Annotated in this window: 12 protein-coding genes; 5 read left to right on the top strand and 7 right to left on the bottom strand. The window is 61.2% G+C overall.

The features are described 5' to 3' along the window. Positions 1-3: 3 nt before the first annotated feature. Together ABDK06_RS08045 and ABDK06_RS08040 are read right to left on the bottom strand one after the other, a co-directional pair. Complete coding sequence (locus ABDK06_RS08045; protein WP_394940439.1) at positions 4-954, bottom strand: ABC transporter ATP-binding protein; 951 nt, start codon at positions 952-954, stop codon at positions 4-6. A gap of 115 nt (positions 955-1069) precedes the next feature. Beyond that, a complete protein-coding gene (locus ABDK06_RS08040; RefSeq protein ID WP_394940438.1) occupies positions 1070-2569 on the bottom strand; it encodes a bifunctional phosphatase PAP2/diacylglycerol kinase family protein in 1500 nt (499 codons plus the stop codon). Between the two features lie 85 nt (positions 2570-2654). On the opposite strand from ABDK06_RS08040, the gene ABDK06_RS08035 reads away from it, so the two are divergent. The 4 genes from ABDK06_RS08035 to ABDK06_RS08020 are packed head-to-tail and all read left to right on the top strand — an operon-like array spanning position 2655 to position 6327. Then, entirely contained in the window at positions 2655-4097 is a 1443-nt protein-coding gene (locus ABDK06_RS08035) for an efflux RND transporter periplasmic adaptor subunit (protein WP_394940437.1), read from the top strand. After that, entirely contained in the window at positions 4051-4788 is a 738-nt protein-coding gene (locus ABDK06_RS08030; protein WP_394940436.1) for an ABC transporter ATP-binding protein, read from the top strand. The genes ABDK06_RS08035 and ABDK06_RS08030 overlap by 47 nt, the downstream gene beginning before the upstream one ends. Beyond that, positions 4785-6023 (top strand): ABC transporter permease, encoded by a 1239-nt coding sequence (locus tag ABDK06_RS08025; protein WP_394940435.1) that lies wholly within the window; start codon positions 4785-4787, stop codon positions 6021-6023. The genes ABDK06_RS08030 and ABDK06_RS08025 overlap by 4 nt, the downstream gene beginning before the upstream one ends. Before the next feature lies 1 nt (position 6024). After that, on the top strand, positions 6025-6327 hold the full coding sequence (locus tag ABDK06_RS08020) for a hypothetical protein (protein WP_394940434.1): 303 nt from the start codon (positions 6025-6027) through the stop codon (positions 6325-6327). A 13-nt stretch (positions 6328-6340) separates the two neighbouring features. On the opposite strand, the gene ABDK06_RS08015 is transcribed toward ABDK06_RS08020, so the two are convergent. The 4 genes from ABDK06_RS08015 to ABDK06_RS08000 form a co-directional block, all read right to left on the bottom strand. Beyond that, positions 6341-7540 (bottom strand): MFS transporter, encoded by a 1200-nt coding sequence (locus ABDK06_RS08015; RefSeq protein WP_394940433.1) that lies wholly within the window; start codon positions 7538-7540, stop codon positions 6341-6343. After that, positions 7537-8292, bottom strand: a complete 756-nt coding sequence (locus ABDK06_RS08010; protein ID WP_394940432.1) for a DeoR/GlpR family DNA-binding transcription regulator — start codon at positions 8290-8292, stop codon at positions 7537-7539. Before ABDK06_RS08010 ends, ABDK06_RS08015 begins: the two co-directional genes overlap by 4 nt. Before the next feature lie 64 nt (positions 8293-8356). Continuing rightward, the gene (locus ABDK06_RS08005; RefSeq protein ID WP_394940431.1) at positions 8357-10039 is read right to left on the bottom strand and encodes an ABC-F family ATP-binding cassette domain-containing protein; all 1683 of its coding nucleotides are present in this window, start codon (positions 10037-10039) and stop codon (positions 8357-8359) included. Between the two features lie 47 nt (positions 10040-10086). Continuing rightward, the gene (locus tag ABDK06_RS08000; RefSeq protein WP_394940430.1) at positions 10087-15864 is read right to left on the bottom strand and encodes a GH92 family glycosyl hydrolase; all 5778 of its coding nucleotides are present in this window, start codon (positions 15862-15864) and stop codon (positions 10087-10089) included. A 269-nt stretch (positions 15865-16133) separates the two neighbouring features. Between ABDK06_RS08000 and ABDK06_RS07995 the strand changes: the two genes are divergently transcribed. After that, positions 16134-17180 (top strand): LacI family DNA-binding transcriptional regulator, encoded by a 1047-nt coding sequence (locus ABDK06_RS07995; RefSeq protein WP_394940429.1) that lies wholly within the window; start codon positions 16134-16136, stop codon positions 17178-17180. 31 nt (positions 17181-17211) lie between these two features. Here ABDK06_RS07995 and ABDK06_RS07990 read toward each other — a convergent pair whose 3' ends face one another. Beyond that, entirely contained in the window at positions 17212-18183 is a 972-nt protein-coding gene (locus ABDK06_RS07990; protein ID WP_394940428.1) for an AraC family transcriptional regulator, read from the bottom strand. Between the last annotated feature and the right edge of the window lie 25 nt (positions 18184-18208).

Below are 18208 nucleotides of genomic sequence, written 5' to 3'. Positions count from 1 at the left end.
TGGTCACTTCCCGGACGTTGGCAACGAAGCGGCGGCCGAAAAGCCTCCGTCAATCTGCGAATGGTATTCAACTTCGTCCTTCGTCAGGTCGAAGTAGGCTTCCTCAAGCGAAGCCGATAGTGGAGCGAGTTCATAGACCAGAACCCGGTTATCCAGGGCGATCTGGGCGATCTGTCGGGAATCCACACCGGAGACTTCCAGGGTTTCAGTCTCGCTCACCTTGGTAGTGACGCCACTGGCCGCCAATAAATGGGTCAGTTCGGTGACTTGCGGAGTGCGCACCCGAACTCGACTGGCCCGGCTGCCCGAGATGAGTTCGGCGATCGGCGCATCGGCGATGATCTTGCCTCTGCCGATCACCACGAGGTGGTCAGCGGTCTGCGCCATCTCGCTCATCAGATGTGAGGAGAGGAAGACCGTCTTGCCTTCAGCGGCCAGGTAACGCACCAGATTCCGTACCCAGAGCACACCTTCCGGGTCCAAGCCATTGACCGGCTCGTCCAGGATCAGTGTCTGCGGGTCCCCCAACAGTGCATTGGCAATGCCCAGGCGCTGCCCCATTCCGAGCGAAAAGCCGCCCGCTTTCTTCTTCGCCACCTGGCTCAGGCCGGTCATCTCAATGACCTGATCGACCCGGGATCTCGGAATGCTGTGCGTAGCGGCCATCGCCAGGAGGTGGTCATACCCACTCCGCGAGGTGTGCACCGCTTTGGCATCGAGCAGTGCGCCTACCTGATGCAGCGGGTTCTTATGCTCCGCGTAACGCTTCCCGTTGACCGTGACGCTGCCGTGGTCCGGCCGGTCCAGACCGACGATCATCCGCATCGTGGTGGATTTTCCCGCGCCGTTGGGCCCTAGGAATCCGGTGACCTTACCGGGCTGAACGGAGAAGGAAATCCCGTCCACAGCGGTTTTGGTGCCGTAGTGCTTTGATAGGTGCTTGACTTCAATCATGGAAGCTCCTCTAGTAGCTGAATCTACCCATCACACTACGGAGTTCAGCCCGGCAAAGCGCCAAGCTCAAGGATGATCTTGGAACCCCGCTCCGGTAATCCTTGAGGATGACGGCTCAGCCCGCTTCGACGTCGTCTAGCTCATCGGCAGCGGGCGCGTAGACCGTCAGAGCCGCTGGCAAAACAGCGAATACCGCCGAGCGGACGCCGTCGAAGACCTCACCGTCGATCGCCAGCGCAAAAGCGTCATCCGCCATCTCAAGGCGTACTGACGTTGCGGTACTCAGGGTAACCACCGGTGAGACTTCGGTGCGCCCGGTCAGAATCGCCCCCAGCAACCGGAACCTGGAGAAAGCGGTACGCGCCGAGATATAGCGCGCGTCCAGCACGCCGTCATCGAGCACTGGCCGTTCCAAGGGCGCGAAACCGCGCGGGTAATAACGACCCCTGCCCAGATAGATCAACCAGATCTTGCTAGGTTTTCCATCGATTTTGAGCTTGGTCGGCCTGAGCACCACGAAAGTACGCAGCCCGGCGATAATGGAGGCCACCGGCTTGCCCAGGGTTTTCTGCAGGGCTTCGCGCCGCTGAACCAGCTCGGGATAGATGCCCACACTTGCGGTGTTGAGCATGATCCGCGTTTGCTGTCCCTCGGCGGTTTCGAGTTTCACCTCGGCGACATCGGCCAGGAGCGCGGTGCCCTGCTGCACCGCTCGCTCAACATCGGCGACCCGGGCGGTGTGCACATCCCGGGCGAAATGATTGAAAGTTCCGCCCGGAAAGACCGCCAACGGCAGTTTCTCGGCGATCGCCCGCTGGGCCAATGACCCCACCGTGCCATCACCACCCCAGACCGCCAGTGCCTCGGTGTCAGCTGCTGCCAGCGCTTGATCGACGATTTGATCGAATCCCTGATCTTCACTGAGCTCGGTGATCCGGATTCCCGGCAAGGATTCCCGCAAATCTGCCATCGCTTCGGGGGAGTAGGAGCCACTTCCCGGATTGGCGATCAACTGCAATCCGGCACCTCCTGCCAGCGGCGCAGCGGCTACCTCGGTGATCCTGCTCGCTGGCGTCACCTCATGCGGCGGGAACCAATTGCGCACCACCAGGCCAGCGGCAACTCCGATAGCCGAGCCGAGCAGCACATCCGAGGGCCAATGGGCCCCGGTATGAACCCTGGAATACGCCACTCCGACGGCGAGCGGTGCGAGCGCCAGGCCGATCCCCGGGCTCACCGTGCACACCCCGGTGACAAAGGCTGCCGCCGAAGCCGAGTGCCCGGAGGGCAGAGAAGAACTGCTCGGTTGAGGGTTGACGAACCTGAAGATCGGCAAGAGCGAAGCCGCCGGACGACGACGCGGCAAAAGGGTTTTGAAAATCAAGTTGGTGGCCGCTGAAGCGATGCCCAGGGCGAGCACCCCGCTGAGAGCTGCGCGCCGTGGCCTCCCTGGAATCAGCGCGCCGACGCCGGCCAAGCCGAACCAGAGCTTGCCCTTGGTCGCGGAAGCCGAGAGGCCTCGCATCACCCCGTCGAGAGGGCCCGCGGGGATCGTGCTCACCGCGCGGACTATCCGACGGTCCAGTTCGGCAAAAGGGCGCAAAGCTTTTCGCATCACTTCAGCCTAGCCCAGGCCATCACACAGCCACCCCTCAGTCAATCCGCTCAGTTGGCATAGCACCGGCTCTTACGCTTCAGTCATGCTTTCCAAAACAGCTCTGATCAACACCGGAATCGGCGTGCTGATTCTCGGTCTCGCCACGGGCAGCTTCTTGATCATCAACCACTCGACGGCATCGAACACCGAGACGGTCCGCACTGTCGCGGTGAGCCGACAGGATCTGAGCGCCGTCTCCACTGCGAACGGGAATGTCTCCCCGGCCAGCACCACGGTTCTCAATGCCCAGACTTGCACGGGAGCGATCACCTCGCTCAGCACCGCCGTCGGTCAGCAGGTCCATCCAGGGCAGTTATTGGCGACCATCGACCCCTCCACGGCGCAGAATGCGCTGAGTGCGGCTCAGGCACAACTGGATTCGGCGCAGGCTCAAGTCACTGCGCAAAGCGACTCGGCGGCTAATCAGATCGCGCAAGCGCAGCAGAACCTGAGCAACGCCCAGCAGTCCGCAACGCTCGATGCATCGCAGCAAACCGCAGCGGTCAGCGCTGCCCAGGCCCAGCTCACTGCGGATGACAATGCGCTCCAGTCGGCGGAGCAAGGACCGAGTCAGCAGGCAATAGCTACCGCCCAAGCCGCAGTGGCAAAAGACGCCAGCGCCCTGGTCCAGGCGAAGAACGCCCAGGCCTCTGGTTCACTCAAGGACCAGCAGTCGGTGGCCAATGCTCAGACTCAACTGGGCTCAGCCCAAAACACCTCCGTGAATTCTGCCGGTATCACCAGTGCCCAGCTGGCGGTGGATACCGCGAAGAAAAACCTGGCGGCCTGCAAACTCACCGCGCCGGTCGCCGGCACGGTGACCGCGGTGACCGCAGTGGTAGGCGGCAATGCGGGCTCTGCCTCCACAGGTAACGGAGCATCGAGCGGAACAGCTACCAGCTCTTCGACAAATAGCTCTTCGACCGGGTTGATCACCATCTCGGATACCGCTCATCTTCAAGTGACCGCCAATTTCGCCGAATCCGATGTCGCCGCACTAAAAGTCGGGGACTCGGCGAGCTTCAGCTTCCCCGCTCTCAAGCTAGATGGCAAAACAGCGATCACCGGGAAGGTGACGGCGATTGCCGCGACCGCCAGCACCACTAATAATGTGGTCAGCTACCCGGTCACCGTAGCGATCAACAATCCGCCGAGCGGGCTGAAACTGGGGCAAAGCGCGAATATCGGCGTCACCACGGCCACCGCTGCGCAAGCGCTCAGTATACCGACGCTTGCCATCAGCTCGAGCGGTGGGAAGCAAACCGTTCAGCTAGAAAGCGCTGGGAGCGATAAAACCGTCACCGTGACGACGGGCATCACCGCCGGTGGCAACAGCCAGATCCTGAGCGGGCTGCAAGAAGGTGATCGGGTGGTGCTGCCCGCGATCACCTCGAGCACTGATGGCTCGACCACCCCGACCGGTGGGAACTCCGGCAGAAATGGCAACGCCGGTTTCGGCGGAGCAGGCGGACGCAGCCGTGGATAGGCCGGTGCTCCGGGTGGAAGAGGTAACCAAGGTCTACGGTCGCAACGACGCCGAGGTGCGCGCGCTGGACGGCGTCAACCTGAGCGTGCAACGCGGTGAGTTCCTTGCCATCGTCGGGGCCTCCGGCTCGGGAAAATCGACGCTGATGAACGTGATCGGCTGCCTGGACGCCCCCAGTTCAGGGCGTTACCTGCTAGACGGCATCGACACCGCACTGATGGACGAGCATCAGCTGGCGCAGATCAGAAACCGCAAAATCGGCTTTGTCTTCCAGAACTTCAATCTGATCGCCCGCACTCGGGCGATCGACAATGTGGCGATGCCACTGGCCTATGCCGGTGTCCATCGCGCAGAACGTCGACAACGCGCGCTACGAGTTCTCGACGCCGTCGGGCTCTCCGAGAGAGCGACCCACCGACCCACCGAGCTTTCCGGAGGGCAGCAGCAACGGGTCGCAATAGCTCGCGCGCTGGCGGCAGATCCGGTGATGCTACTGGCGGATGAACCCACCGGGGCACTCGATACTCAGGCTTCGGCGGAGATCATGGACCTCTTCGATCAACTGCACCATGCAGGCCGTACCATCGTGATGATCACCCACGAGCTCGACGTGGCCTCGCGGGCTGAACGGGTGGTGCGGATGCAGGACGGCCGGATCATCTCAGACCAGCTGAAAGGCGCGGCAGCGTGAATCTCGTAGAGTCAGCCCGGTTCGCGCTCTCGGCGGTCGCCGCCAATAAACTGCGTTCCGTGTTGACCAGCCTGGGCATTCTGATCGGGATCGCGGCGGTGATCATCCTGCTCGCCGTGGGGGCGGGCAGTTCGGCCGCCATTAGGAACCAGATCGCCAAACTCGGGACCAATGTACTGACCGTTTCACCGATCTCCGCTGGCGGCCGGAGCGCCAATGGCGCAGTGAGCCAAACCCGGACTCGAAGCGCGGATCTGACGCTCGCAGACATGCAAGCGCTCAACAACTCGGCGCTGGCACCAGATATCGCGCGCACCGCACCGGTCATCCAAGCCTCAGCGGTGCTGGCGAGCTATCAGGGCAGCACGCACACCATTGCGAGCTTTCTGGGCAGCACCCCCGACTACTTCGGCACCGCCAATGACTCACTGGCCTACGGTAGCTACTTCAGTGACGCCGATGCGAGTTCGGGGACCGCCGATGTGGTGATCGGCAGCACCGTGGCGAGCGAATTGTTCGGCTCGCAGCTGCGCTCTGCCATCGGGGCGAGCGTCTCGCTCAACGGCCAGAATTTCACCGTGCTGGGTGTTCTGGCCAGCAAGGGCGCCTCCGGTCTGAACGATCCGGACGATGTGGCTATTGTTCCTTTCGCAGCAGCTCAGGATAAATTCGTCGGCTACTCGGCCACTCTGAATTCGGTCGCCGTGCAGGCGAAGTCGGCTGAGGTGATGAATCAAGCACAGAACGAGATCGAGATGATCTTGGATGCACGGCATTCGGTCAGTGCGGCGGACCGCGATTATCAGGTGCGTAATCAGGCTCAGGTGCTGAGCACCGCGACCTCCACCACGCAGACCCTCACCCTGCTGCTCGGCACGGTCGCCGGGATCTCCCTGCTGGTCGGCGGCATCGGGGTGATGAACATCATGCTGGTCACGGTGACCGAACGGACCCGGGAGATCGGCATCCGCAAGGCGATTGGTGCCTCCCGCGGCTCGATCGTGAGTCAGTTCCTGATTGAATCGCTGGTGATCTCCCTCATCGGCGGGATATTGGGCGTGCTGATTGGCCTCATTGGCTCCTCGTTGCCGTTCTTCGGCACTCAGCCCGAGGTGCAGTGGTGGACGGTCTGGCTCGCGGTTGCAGTGTCAGCAGGAATCGGCCTGATTTTTGGAATCTATCCGGCGAATAAGGCCGCCAAGCTCAAACCCATCGATGCACTGAGGTACGAATGACATGAGTGAGCAAGCCACCCCTGAAACCCAGAAACTCGAACTATCAGAACTTCAGCCGCTCTCCGCTGACCATGATTTCGTGCCACGGCCCCGCTATCGTCCGAGCCGTTCCACCAAAGTTCTGGCCGCCGTCCTGATTTTCGTGCTCGGCCTAGGCCTCGGCGGCATCGTCGTGCATTCGGTGGACTCGGCGAATCGAAGCGGCAGACCGCAGATCAGCGGGAATTTCGGCGGTAACCGGAACGCTCCGGAGAATTCCAGCAGCGATCTGGGCGGCGGTCGTTCAGCGCGGCCTGGGGGCTAACCGCCCTCAACGCTCAGCCGATTTGGCTCTCGTCGGCTTTTTTGAGCGGCCGGGCAGCTGGCACCACGAGCAGGGAGAGCAGCATCACGACGCCGATCACCAGCAGGGCGGTCCTCAGCGTCAGTTGATCGCCCAGGAAGCCGATCGCGGGCGGGCCGGCGATAAAGGCGACGTAGCCGATCGTGGAGACCACCGATACCCTTTTTGCCGCCCGTACCGGATCATCAGCGGCTGCGGACATCCCCGTGGGAAAGCCGAGGGCAGCACCTGCTCCCCAGAGTAAAGCACCCAGCACGGCGATCCAGAGAGTGGGCGCAAGGACGAAAGCCACCAAGCCGGCCAAAGAGCTGCCCAGACTGGCGTAGAGCACCGGAACGCGACCCCAGCGATCAATCAGGCCGCCGCCGAAGAAGCGCACAGCGGTCATCGATGCAATGAAGATCGCGAAGACCAGAGCTCCTATCGACTCAGAAGCACCCAAACCATCGACGGTCGCCTTCGCCATCCAGTCAGTAGCAGCACCCTCCGTCAAGGCAGCCCCGAGTACCACTAAGCCGATCAGCAAGGTACGTGGCTCGAGCCAGGGGTTCTTGGTGGGAATCGAGCTCCGTTCGGCAGCCGCCTGCTGATGAGCGGAATCGGGCAGGAAATACCGCGTGCCGGAGAAAATCGTGAACAACACGACGGCCACCAAACCAAGTAAATGCCATTGCATGGCGATGTTCAGTCCGGACAAACCCGCCCCCAAAAGGGCGCCAAGGAAGGCACCAGCCGAAAAAGCCGCGTGGAACTTCGACATCACACTGCGCTGCAGAGCACGCTCGATCGCCGCACCTTCGACATTCTGCGAAACATCCCACAGGCCGATTCCTCCGCCGAAGAAGAAAAGCCCCAGCACGGTGAGCGGAACCGAACCACTGGCCAGCGCCAGGGTAAGGATCAAAGCACCTACCGCGGAGATTCCGGCACCGAGACGCACCGTGTTGGCGGTGCCGATGCGGAACGCCACGGAACCGGCCATCGGTAGCGCGATCACCGATCCCACGGCCATGGTGAGCAAGACCGCACCCATCTCGCCGGTACTCAGCTCGAGCACCCGGGCGACGGTGGGAATCCGAGCCGCCCAGCTGGCGATGGCCAAGCCGTTGACGGCGAAGATCACCATGGTGGCGATCAGCGCTGGCCGAGGATTGAACTCTTCGGGGCCGGTCATAGCGAGTTCACCTCAAAGGGAGCAGCGCGGACGAGTTCGGCCTCATGCTTGGTGAGCTGGTAATCGGTGACCACCACATCGATCTCCTCGGGAGGACCGACCACCACCGGGGCCGGGCGATTCCACTTCTCCTGATGGCAGGCCATAATGACCCTGCTGGCAGAGGACATGGCCGCCTGCTTGACCGCAGCATCTGCTAGATCATGAGCCATTAAGCCCGTTTTCAGATCAAAAGCGCACGGCACAATGATGGCCGTGTCGAACCGCAGAGATCGAATATTCGATTCGGTCAGCGGTCCTCGTATGGCTAGTTCCTGTTCAATCAGCAGGCCGCCCGGCAGGATCACTTCCGCCCGGCCGCCCGCCAGTTCCCGAGCCGCATGCAAGGAATTCGTCAGTACCGTGATCGGCTGTTCCTTCAGCGCTACCGCGATCTGGGTCGCGGTACTGCCGCTGTCCAGGAAAACGAATTCTTGGGGCCTGAGATAGGAAGCCACGGCGAAAGCGATCCGGATTTTCGCTCGTTGACTCTCCAGGGCGCGCTGCTGATAGCCCGGATCGAAACCGCCCAGGATGAGCGAAGCAGCCCCACCGTGCACCCTTTTCAGAACGCCACGCTGCTCGAGCAGGTCAAGATCGCGCCGCACGGTCGCCGTCGAGGTGTTGCAGAGCTCCGCGAGCTCGTCCACCGTGACCCGTTCCCGACGGTGCATTAAATCGCTGATCTGCCGATGCCGTTCGCGCCCAGTCATCCTTAAACGATATCAATCTTGATCATATAAACATGATTAATGCTCAAATGAGCAGAATAATCATTCAGCGCTGACGTACCACCCGTGACTCATCCCAGACCGGCTGATCGGACTCATAGACCTTGCCATCGGAACCGAAGACGAAGAAGCGGTCGAAAGAACGCGCGAACCAACGATCATGAGTCACTGCGATCACAGTGCCCTCAAAGCCATCGATCCCCTTTTCCAATGACTCAGCGGAGTGCAGATCCAAGTTGTCAGTCGGCTCGTCGAGCAACAACAAGGTCGCCCCGGAAAGCTCCAGCAACAGAATCTGCAAGCGGGCCTGCTGCCCGCCGGAGAGCGACTCGAAAAGCTGCTCGGACTGCTTGGCCAATCCGTATCGATCCAGCGCCCTCGCCGCGGGCTCCTGAGATAGACCATCCCGATGTTCGTCGCCACGGTGCAGAATCTCCAGGAGAGTACGGCCCTGCAGATCGGGACGCGAATGGGTTTGAGCAAAGAAACCGGGCCTGATCCGAGCCCCGAGTTTCACCTTTCCGGTGTGCGGCACCTGCTGAATCACCACCTCGGAGACCGGCAGGTGCTCGCGTTCCGGGTCGGTACCACCGGCAGCGAGTAGCCGGAGGAAATGCGACTTGCCCGAGCCATTGGAACCCAGTACGGCTACCCGGTCACCGAACCAGATCTCGGCGTCAAAAGGCTTCATCAGCCCGGTCAGCTCGAGTTTGCTGGCCACCACCGCACGCTTACCGGTACGGCCACCGGCGAGCCGCATATTCACGTTCTGCTCGATCGGCACGGCCTGGGGCGGGCCAGCCTCCTCGAACTTCCGCAGCCTGGTCTGCGCGGCTTGATAGCGGGAGGCCAAGCCGTCGTTATAAGCGGCCTTGGCCTTGTACATCAGCATCAGTTCACGCAGCTTGGCATGATCCTCGTCCCAGCGCCTACGCAATTCCTCAAAGCGCAGATTCCGGTCCGTTCGGGCCTGCTGGTAGCTACCGAACCCGCCGCCGTGGGTCCAGGAAGTGGCACCGAGCGCACCCGGTTCCAGGGTGATGATCCGATCCGCCCCGTTCGCCAGCAATTCCCTGTCATGACTGATGAAGAGCACCGACTTCGATGAAGTCTTCAGCATCCCCTCAAGCCAGCGTTTCCCGGGAACGTCAAGGTAGTTATCCGGCTCGTCGAGCAGCAGCGTCTCATCTGGGCCGCGGAAGAGCGCTTCGAGCACGAGCCTTTTCTGCTCACCGCCACTCAAACTGGCCGCGGCTCGGTATTGTGCGCGTTCATAGGGCAGCCCCATCGCGGACATCGTGACTTCATCCCAGGTGGTCTCAATGTCATAGCCACCGACGTCTCCCCAATCGGCGAGCGCCTGAGCATAGGACAGTTGAGTCGGCTCATCGTCACGTTCCATCATCGCCAGCTCGGCGGCGTCCACCGCTTCACCAGCCGAGCGAATCGCGGTGGGAGCAACGTCGAGTAAGAGATCTCGAACCGTAGATTCATCCCTTACTTGGCCGATGAACTGGCGCATCACCCCCATGCTTCCACTGACCGTAATAGCGCCGGCATCAGCTTTCAAATCACCCGCGATGATTCGCAGAAGCGTGGTCTTACCGGTGCCGTTAGGCCCGATCAGCGCGCTTTTCGCGCCATCGGCCACTCTGAAGCTGACAGCATTGAGCAGCTGTCTGCCATCGGAGAGGAAGTAGTCGACCTGGGCAACGTCAATATGGGCCACCGAACCAGTCTGCCACCAATCCTTGTCAAAATCAGGAGAAATCCCGCTCAGGAACGGCGACGACGTCGGCCGCTCAGTAGCAGCAACCCGCCGGCGAGCAGCGCGCCGAGCGCCACTACGGCGAGCGGGGCAGTGTCGAAACCTGTCCCCGGCATAGCGCCGGAGCCGTCCACTACAGCACCTCCGGGCCCGGAACCTGGCTGGCCGGTTCCTGTACCCGGGTTACCTGGCTGCTGGCCCACCGGCTGCTGCTGCACCGTGAAGTCCACGCTGATCGGCGCCTTGGAGAGCACTCCGGCGATCACCACTTGATGCTGGCCGAGAATTGCTTTCTGCGGAACCACGAAGGACGTGCTCAGAATGCCGTGGGCATCCGCCCGGGCGGTCACTAGCAGCAGAGGATCGGAGTGCAAGGTGACCGAAACCAACTCATTCGGCGCGAAGCTATCACCGGTCAGTTGCACACGCTCTCCACGAGCGGCGGCATTCTGCCCCAGCTGCGCGTTCGGCCGGTAGACGATCGGCGGAGTGGCTTGGCTGACCATAATGGTCCCTGCCACCGGGACCTTGCTGGAATCTCCGATCAGGGTGATCGCATAGGGGCCGGGTTTGGTGCCCTGCGGCACTGCGAACTGGAAGCTCACCACGCCTTGCGCATTCGCCGCTGCGCTGAGCCGCAGTTCAGGGTCGGTGCTGAGCAACAGGCTCACCTTCTCTGCGGCGTCGAACTTCCTTCCGTTGACCGTGATCATACTTCCGGGAACCACCTGGGCCGGGGCGGCGATCGTCAGTTCGGGGTTCGGCTTGGCTGGCACGCTGACCGTCACGGGCAGTTGCACGGTACGAGAGCCCAGGGCATCCGAGGCGGTGACGTTCACGGTATAGGAACCCGCGTTAGCGTAGTGGTGCTGAGCACTGATCCCCGCAACGCCCTTGGCATCCGGAACCCCCAGAACGGCATCTTCGGTGGGTGTCCCATCGCCCCAGTTGACCCGGGCGCTGTACTGCGCTGGGATCGATTCGCCCGGCTGCAGGCCCGGAGAACCTCCGGAGACCGTGCCCAGGGCCGCTTGCACAGGGCCCTCGGTGCTCGCACTCAAGGCGGGTCCTGCGGAGAGCTTGAGCTCCGGTAAGGGCAGGATCTTGCCATCCGTGGCAATCGCGAAGACATGGATCCGGCCGGATCTTTCTTCACCGCTCTGTTGCGGCAAGGTCACCGTGTCGATCGTCTTGCCCGCTGGGATGGTGAAGGGCGCGGTGGCGAAGAGGAAAGGCACTGCGCCGTCCTTAGCCGAACCCGCTAGGCGATAGGCCGATTTAGCCACCACGGTATTGCCGTAGAGCGGGCTGCCATTCGAATTGCCGCCCAGCGTCCAGTCGGAGAATTGCAGCGGCAGAGAAGCAGTGCTCCCGTCGGTGAAGGTCACCTTCGCCTGAGTGTTTTGATCGCCCTGCGTGCCGGTGCCGATGAAGGAGATCGCGGTGCTCTCCGGGCTCAGCGGGAGCTTGATCACCTGACCATTGCCCATCGCGTTGTCCGGTTGCCCCGGCGCGACCTTGGGCAGGGTGAAATTGAAGGTCTTAGCACCCAAAGTCACGGTATTCGCGGTGCCCTGGGTGATTCCGGCAGCGGCGAGCGCCTGACGGGAGTACGAATAGCCCACTGAATCGCAATTCGCCCCGGGGTATCCATTGGGCACCGTGCTGTCATCGCCGAGGCAGACCTTATCGAAACCCGCTTCCAGAGTGCCGATTGCCGGAACCGAGATGCTGACCGGAAGGCTGGCGCTCTGTTTGGCCTTACCGTCGGTGGCCGTGATGGTCACGGCGTAGACTCCGGGCTTGGTATAGCTGTGGCTTCCGCTGATCGCCCGCACGACGCCGTTACCGGCTACCGTGGCGGAGGTCGGTGCGCTGCTGTCACCCCAGTCGACGGTGGCGGTGTAGCCATTGCTGGGGCTGCCACCGCCCACGCTACCCAGGGTGGCTTGAAGCACCTTGCCTACCGTGCCTTTGAGGGGTTCCGCTGCGCTGACCACTAAATCGCCCGCCACGGAATCGCTAGCCTTCGCCAGGATCTCCAGTTCGGAGAGCACCGGCAGCGAACTGCCGTCCCTGGTGGCGGTGATGGTCAGTCGGTAGTGCGTGAAAGCGGTCGGAGCGGTGATCTGGAAGGGCCGGGTCTGCAATCGCCAGCTGAAGCTCTGGTCTTTTCGACTGTCCAGCTCCGTCCAGGTCTTGCCGTCCTTGGAACCCTCCAGCGTCCAGGCGCTGGGATCCGAACCTGCGGCGGCCGAGCTTGAGGTCAGGGTGTAGAAACTCGCTTTCTGAGCTGCCGCAGGGTAATTGAGGGTGATCACGGGTTTCGCAACGCTGAAGGCCACCTGGCTGACCGAATTGTCATCGGTCAGGTTCTTCAGGTTCTCTCCGCTCGAACTGCTCAAATCGGCTTGCACAGTGGTGTCCATCAAAGGTTCAGGGACCTTGGTAGCGGTAGCTGGCAGCTTACCCCAGTCTGAGGGTTGCGGCCCCATCACGAAGTCGAGGGTGCCACCATTGGCGATTTCGCTCTGCTCCAAGGTGCTTGAAGGGTGGTCCTTGCCATTGATCCGCAGCGATTGCACATAGACGTTCTTCACCGAGTTATTGGGAGCATTGATCACCAGATCTTTGCCATTGCCCCAGTGCACCGTCGCCTTAGTGAATTGCGGGGAGCCGATGGAGAACTGGGGCGAACCCACTTGCAAGGGGTAGAAACCCAGCGAGGAGAAAATCGCCCAGGCGCTCATCTCGCCATTGTCCTCATCACCCGAGTAGCCCTGGCCGATCTCCGAGCCGACGTACAGCCGTTGCAGGATCTCCCGCACCGTGGACTGAGTCTTATAGGGGGCCGTGGTGTAGTTGTAGATATAGGGAATGTGGTGCGACACCTGGTTGCTCATGCCCAGCTGTCCCATTCTCACCGCCCGGGCTTCCAGCATCTCGTGGATCACGCTGCCGTAGCCTCCGGGCTTATCGGCGTCCTCCGAGGTGGCGAAGAAAGCGTCGAGCTTATTCTGCAAACCCTGTGGTCCGCCGTAGAGGCTGGCCAGCCCCTGGCCGTCCTGCGGAGCGTGGAAAGCGAAATTCCAGCCATCGGTCTCGGTGAACAGGCCTCCCCAGGACTCGGGGTCCAGGCCAGCGTTGAACTCTCCGCTGGCGCTGAGGCCGTTGAAGAAGTCCTGCTTGGTGTCGAACATATTGACGTAGTACTGCGCCCGGTTCAGATAATAGGCTGATTCTTCCTTCAATGATACGCGGCGGCTCTCCGGGGTCGCCGGATCGACGGCGAGCTTGGCCGCCATATTACCCAGGCCGAAGTCATTGATGAATCCTTCGAGCCCCCAGGAAACGCTTTCACCGGTCTTAGTGCTGGTGAAGCCCTGGAAGATCGAGTTGGTCAGCCCCTTGCGGCCCACCGCCGAATCATTGGTGGAAGGCACGCTGGCATTGCGCACCGCGGCATCATAGGCGCTCAGCGGATCAGGCAGCGGGACGCCCTTGAGATAGGCGTCAGCAAAGGCCACGTCCGAGGAGGTTCCGGTCATCAGATCGGCATAACCCGGCGAGGACCAGCGGGCGATCCAGCCGCCGTCCCGGTACTGCTGCACGAAGCCGTCCACCAATTCCGCGGCTTTCTGCGGATAGAGCAGCGAATAAGCCGGCCAGGCAGTGCGATAGGTATCCCAGAAACCATTGTTGACGTAAATCTTGCCGTCAACGATCTTCCCGGCATTGACCGGGCTGCGGTATTGGAACTTGGGCGTAGCCGCGGTTCCGGTGTTCTCGAACCCGGAGTTGGGATAGAGGTTGAGCCGGTAGAGGTTCGAGTACATCGTGGTGAGCTGCGAGTCGTTGGCACCTTCGACGTCGATCACCGCGAGCCGGTCGTTCCACAATTGCTGCGCCGCGCCGCGAACCTGCTCGAAGCTTTGCCCGGAGATCTCCAGTCCGAAGTTCTTCTTGGCCTGATCAGCGCTGATGAAGGAAGTGGCGAAGCTCAACTCCACTGACTTGTCCGTACTGGTGTCGAAAGCGGCATAGCGGGTTCCGCTGCTTGAGACATTGAGCGGACTCCGGCTGAAGCTGCCGTAGACATACATCTGGCCCTGGCCGGAACCACCACCGGCCGGAACCGTGCCGCTGATCTCATTGCCTTGCAGGGTGAAGTTGCCGCCGCTGCCGGGAGTATCGAAGACCAGATTTCCCCGATCCCCCGGGTAGCTGAACCTCATGATCGCACCGTGATCGCTCGCCGTCATCTCGGCCTGCAGCGCCTCACCGGGATTCGGGCCGTCAAGTTTGACCGAGTAATAATCGGGCTGAGCGGTTTCGTTATCGTGGCTGAACGGCAGCGCGCGGCTCTGCTTACTACTGCTGGGCACGCCGGAGTCTGTGGTGGGCATCACCGAGAACTGATTCCGATCGCCCATCCAAGGGCTCGGGATATGCGAGACGGCCAGGCCCTGCAAGGTCGGTTTATTGCTCGCGTTGTTGCTCGACTGGTACGAATATTCCCAGTTGCTCGAGCTGGCATTGGTCACCGGGGTGAGGAAGTTGAAGCCATTGGGCACCGCGGTGAGCGGCAAATTGTTTCCCCGGGAGAAAGAACCGGAAGCATTGCTGCCGCGCCGGGTATCGACGTAGTGAGTCCGGCTGGAAGGATCGATGGGCTGGGCGGCGCCTTCGATCTTCAGATCGTCGAGCCATCCGCTGAACACCGAGGACGCCGGTGCGGTGGCATTGCTGAAGGAGAACAGAATGCGATCGATCGTCTTGCCTCGGGCAACCGAGCCGATGTCGCTCTGCACGAAATTCCATTGCCCGACGTAGAGGATCTTTCCATCGCCTTGGCCTTGGGCGGTCAGCGCGATGCCGTTCTGATCGGTGGCCGAGAGCTGCGAAAGGTAGCTTCCATCGGTGAAGTGCAGGTCCACTGCGACGTAGCTGGAGAGGTAGTTGACGTAGTCCTCGGTGGGGATGATCTTGTAGGAGAGCCTGCTCTGCGGGCCGACCGGGATGTTCACATCGAACAGCTTGTTGGTCGCGAAGGCCTGCCCGGCGGCGGTCTTGGTGCCGCCGTATTTGAGCGCGCGCACTCCGGTGAAGCCGGCATTGGCCTTGATATTGAAACCCGCGCTCGGCCCGTTGCCGACCGCGGTGTCCATCGGCTTGGCGGCTCCCGGCCCCGGTTTCACGATTCCTCCGGTAGCGATGTCCCAATCCGCCAACTGCACGATGCCGACGTCGCCGGTTTTAGTGATATTGAGCCGGTAATAGCTGTAACTGCCGGGAGCACGGACTTCATAGGCCTGCTTGAGACCGCGCTGCGCGAAGCTCTGCGCCGTCCTAGAATCCACAGTGGTCCAGTCACTGCCATTAGCGGACCCCTGCAACTGCCAGGCCGCCGGATCACGTGGCGGGGCGTCATCGGCGCTGGTCAATGAATAGCTGAGCACGGTTTTGGCGGCATTCAACTGGTATTGCGCCCAGCCCGTGCTGCTGAAGGCGAGCCACTTCGTCGATGAAGCGCCGTCTTTCAGGTTCTGTGCCAGCTCGCCGCCGGCCGTGTTCTCTGCACTCGCCTGCACCGCAGTGACCTCACCCAGCACACTGTCCTTGAGTTGCACTTCGGTGCTACCGCCACCGGAGACGCCCTGCTGGATGGCGGTGCCGTCGGCACCGAGTTCCACGGTGTTACTCGACGGTTTGGCCTGTTCGGCGTCTTCGAAAGAGGCTGAGAAATCCGCCGTCGCACCCGGCGCGGCCTGGGCTACCGAAGTCATGCTCAATCCTGTCAGAAACACCGCCGCGACCGTCACGAGGCCCAGAGCTGATAATTTGATCCCCGATGAAGGGAAATGGCTGCTGAACAAGTACGTCCTCCTCGACGCGACTGCGGTGTTTTGAGCGAGCTGAGACTCAGCCGTGAAAACGTTTCCAACTTCTAGTTGAGGCTACGATGCCGCGCTTTTCCTGTCAAGGCTTTCCGCTTTCTTGAATTCGCCTCAAGCTTTTCCCGAATCCGCATTCCGTGCTGCGGTAACGTTTCCACATGAGTACAACCCGTTCGCGCGCCACTATGAAGGACGTCGCAGCCCACGCCGGAGTCGGGCTCGCCACCGTCTCCCGGGTTGTCAACGGGGATCCCAACGTCAGTGAGCACACCCGAGCGATGGTGCACGCAGCCATCGCATCGCTGGATTTTCAGCGCAACGATAGCGCTCGACTGCTCCGCCAAGGCATCGCGGCGAGTATCGGTGTGATCCTCGACGATATGGCGGATCCTTTTTTCTCAACACTCAATCGGGCGGTGGAGAACGAGGCGACGGCGCGCAGCACGCTGTCGATCACCGCTTCGAGCAATAATGAGGCCAGTCACGCCCGAGAACTGATCAGCGCACTGTGCGCCCGCCGAGTCGATGGGCTGATCGTCGCCTGCCCCCGAGGAATCGATGAGGATTATCTGCAAAAGGAGATCGCCGCGGGCACACCGATGGTCTTCGTCGATCGTGCACCACTGAAATTCGACGCCGACACCGTGCTGAGCGATAACTTCGGCGGCGCTTTCGACGGCGTCACTCATCTGATCGCGCACGGTCATCAGCGCATCGCCTGCCTGAGCGACAGCAGCAAGCTGTATACCGTGAATCAGCGAATCCTCGGTTATCGACGAGCGCTGGAGAGCGCCGGAATCCCGTATAACAGCGATTGGGAACACGCCGATCTGACGGCCGGGGTGAGCCTCGAGGAATGGCTCAAGAAGATCAGCTCTCTCGCCGCAGATGAGCAGCCGACCGCTTTCTTCTGCACTAATAGCCGGGCCTCGGTAGCGGTATTGCGCGCCTTGCGGAACAGTGAAGCCACCTGGCCCGCCATCCTCTGCTTCGACGACTTCGAGCTCGCCGATGTGATTGAACCCGGCATTTCCGTGGTGGCGCAGGACCCTACTGCGATGGGCGAGCTGGCCGCGAACCTGCTCTTCGAGCGGCTCGGTCAACGCTCTGCGAAACAGCCTCAGCCTGATCAGCAGCAGAAGTTCAGGAACTCCGTGGTAAAGACCAAGCTGATTCCCCGAGGCTCCGCTGAGATCGTCTTATAAACCCTCACTCGCAGCCGGATCGAGCCGGTAGCTACTTATGTAACGTTTCAGAGGGATACTCTCTGAAGACCCGGTAGTAGTTAGCTGCAAACCTTCCGAGACTTCCGAATCCCCATCTGAGAGCGACCTCGGCGACCGAGGTTTCCTCGGCTGAAGCCGCAGCCAGCTCCCGATGGACGTTTTTAAGCCGGATCTGCCGCAGCTTCGCCAAGGGCCCAATGCCGAACTCCCTCAAGAACTGGGTTTGCATAGCTCGCACTGAAATGCCGGCCGAACCGGCAAGCTCAGCGATGCGCCAGGGGTACTCGGGCCTTTCCAGCATTAGCTGAAGAACGTGCTTCAATGCCGGTGACCGTTTTTCCAAAGGCCTATCAGCGGCCAGGTTATTCGGCTGAGACTGCAGAAAACTAGCGATCAACAACTGCTCAGCGTGCACGGATAGCAACGGCGTTCTCAAAAGCGGACTGACACTGTTTAAGTCGGCCACCAGCATCTGAACTATCCGAAACCAACTCTGCGTGGCTGGATCCAAAAGATTCAAGCGAGGATCGAATTGCAGCTCGCTGGAAGCTTCCACCGAGAGGGCATCCGCCAGAAAGGGGGTCAAGGAATCGGAGGGAATGGTCACCATAAGACCCTCCGTGGCCTTCGATTTACTGATTGATGTCTTCATCCCGGGAGAGATGACCACACCTCGACCAAGCCCGGTGAGGAATTTCTCCTTATGGACTTGAACTTCACCGCCCTCTTTGAGTGGAATACCTATCGTCACTCGGCCAAGAGAAACGTCAGGTTGCACGGAAACCTCGGCACCATATCTGAGATAACTTATTCGGACTTTGGCGAGGTCTACGTGATTCAAGACAAAATCCACATCGGTGACTTCGGCGTCGAAATGTACCGCTGTGCCGAACTGACGGAAGATCGCCCTGGAGGCGAAAAGGGGATCTCTCGTTCGAGCAACAGCATATTGAGCCAGCAGGGGTTCCTGACGGTGTGCCACAATCCCGTACTCTAACGGATCCAAC

It is taken from the genome of Psychromicrobium ferritrahens (genome assembly GCF_043789415.1).
Classification (GTDB): Bacteria; Actinomycetota; Actinomycetes; order Actinomycetales; family Micrococcaceae; genus Renibacterium.
Note: the sequence above shows the minus strand (reverse complement) of the source record. Positions and strands in the feature narration are given on the sequence as shown.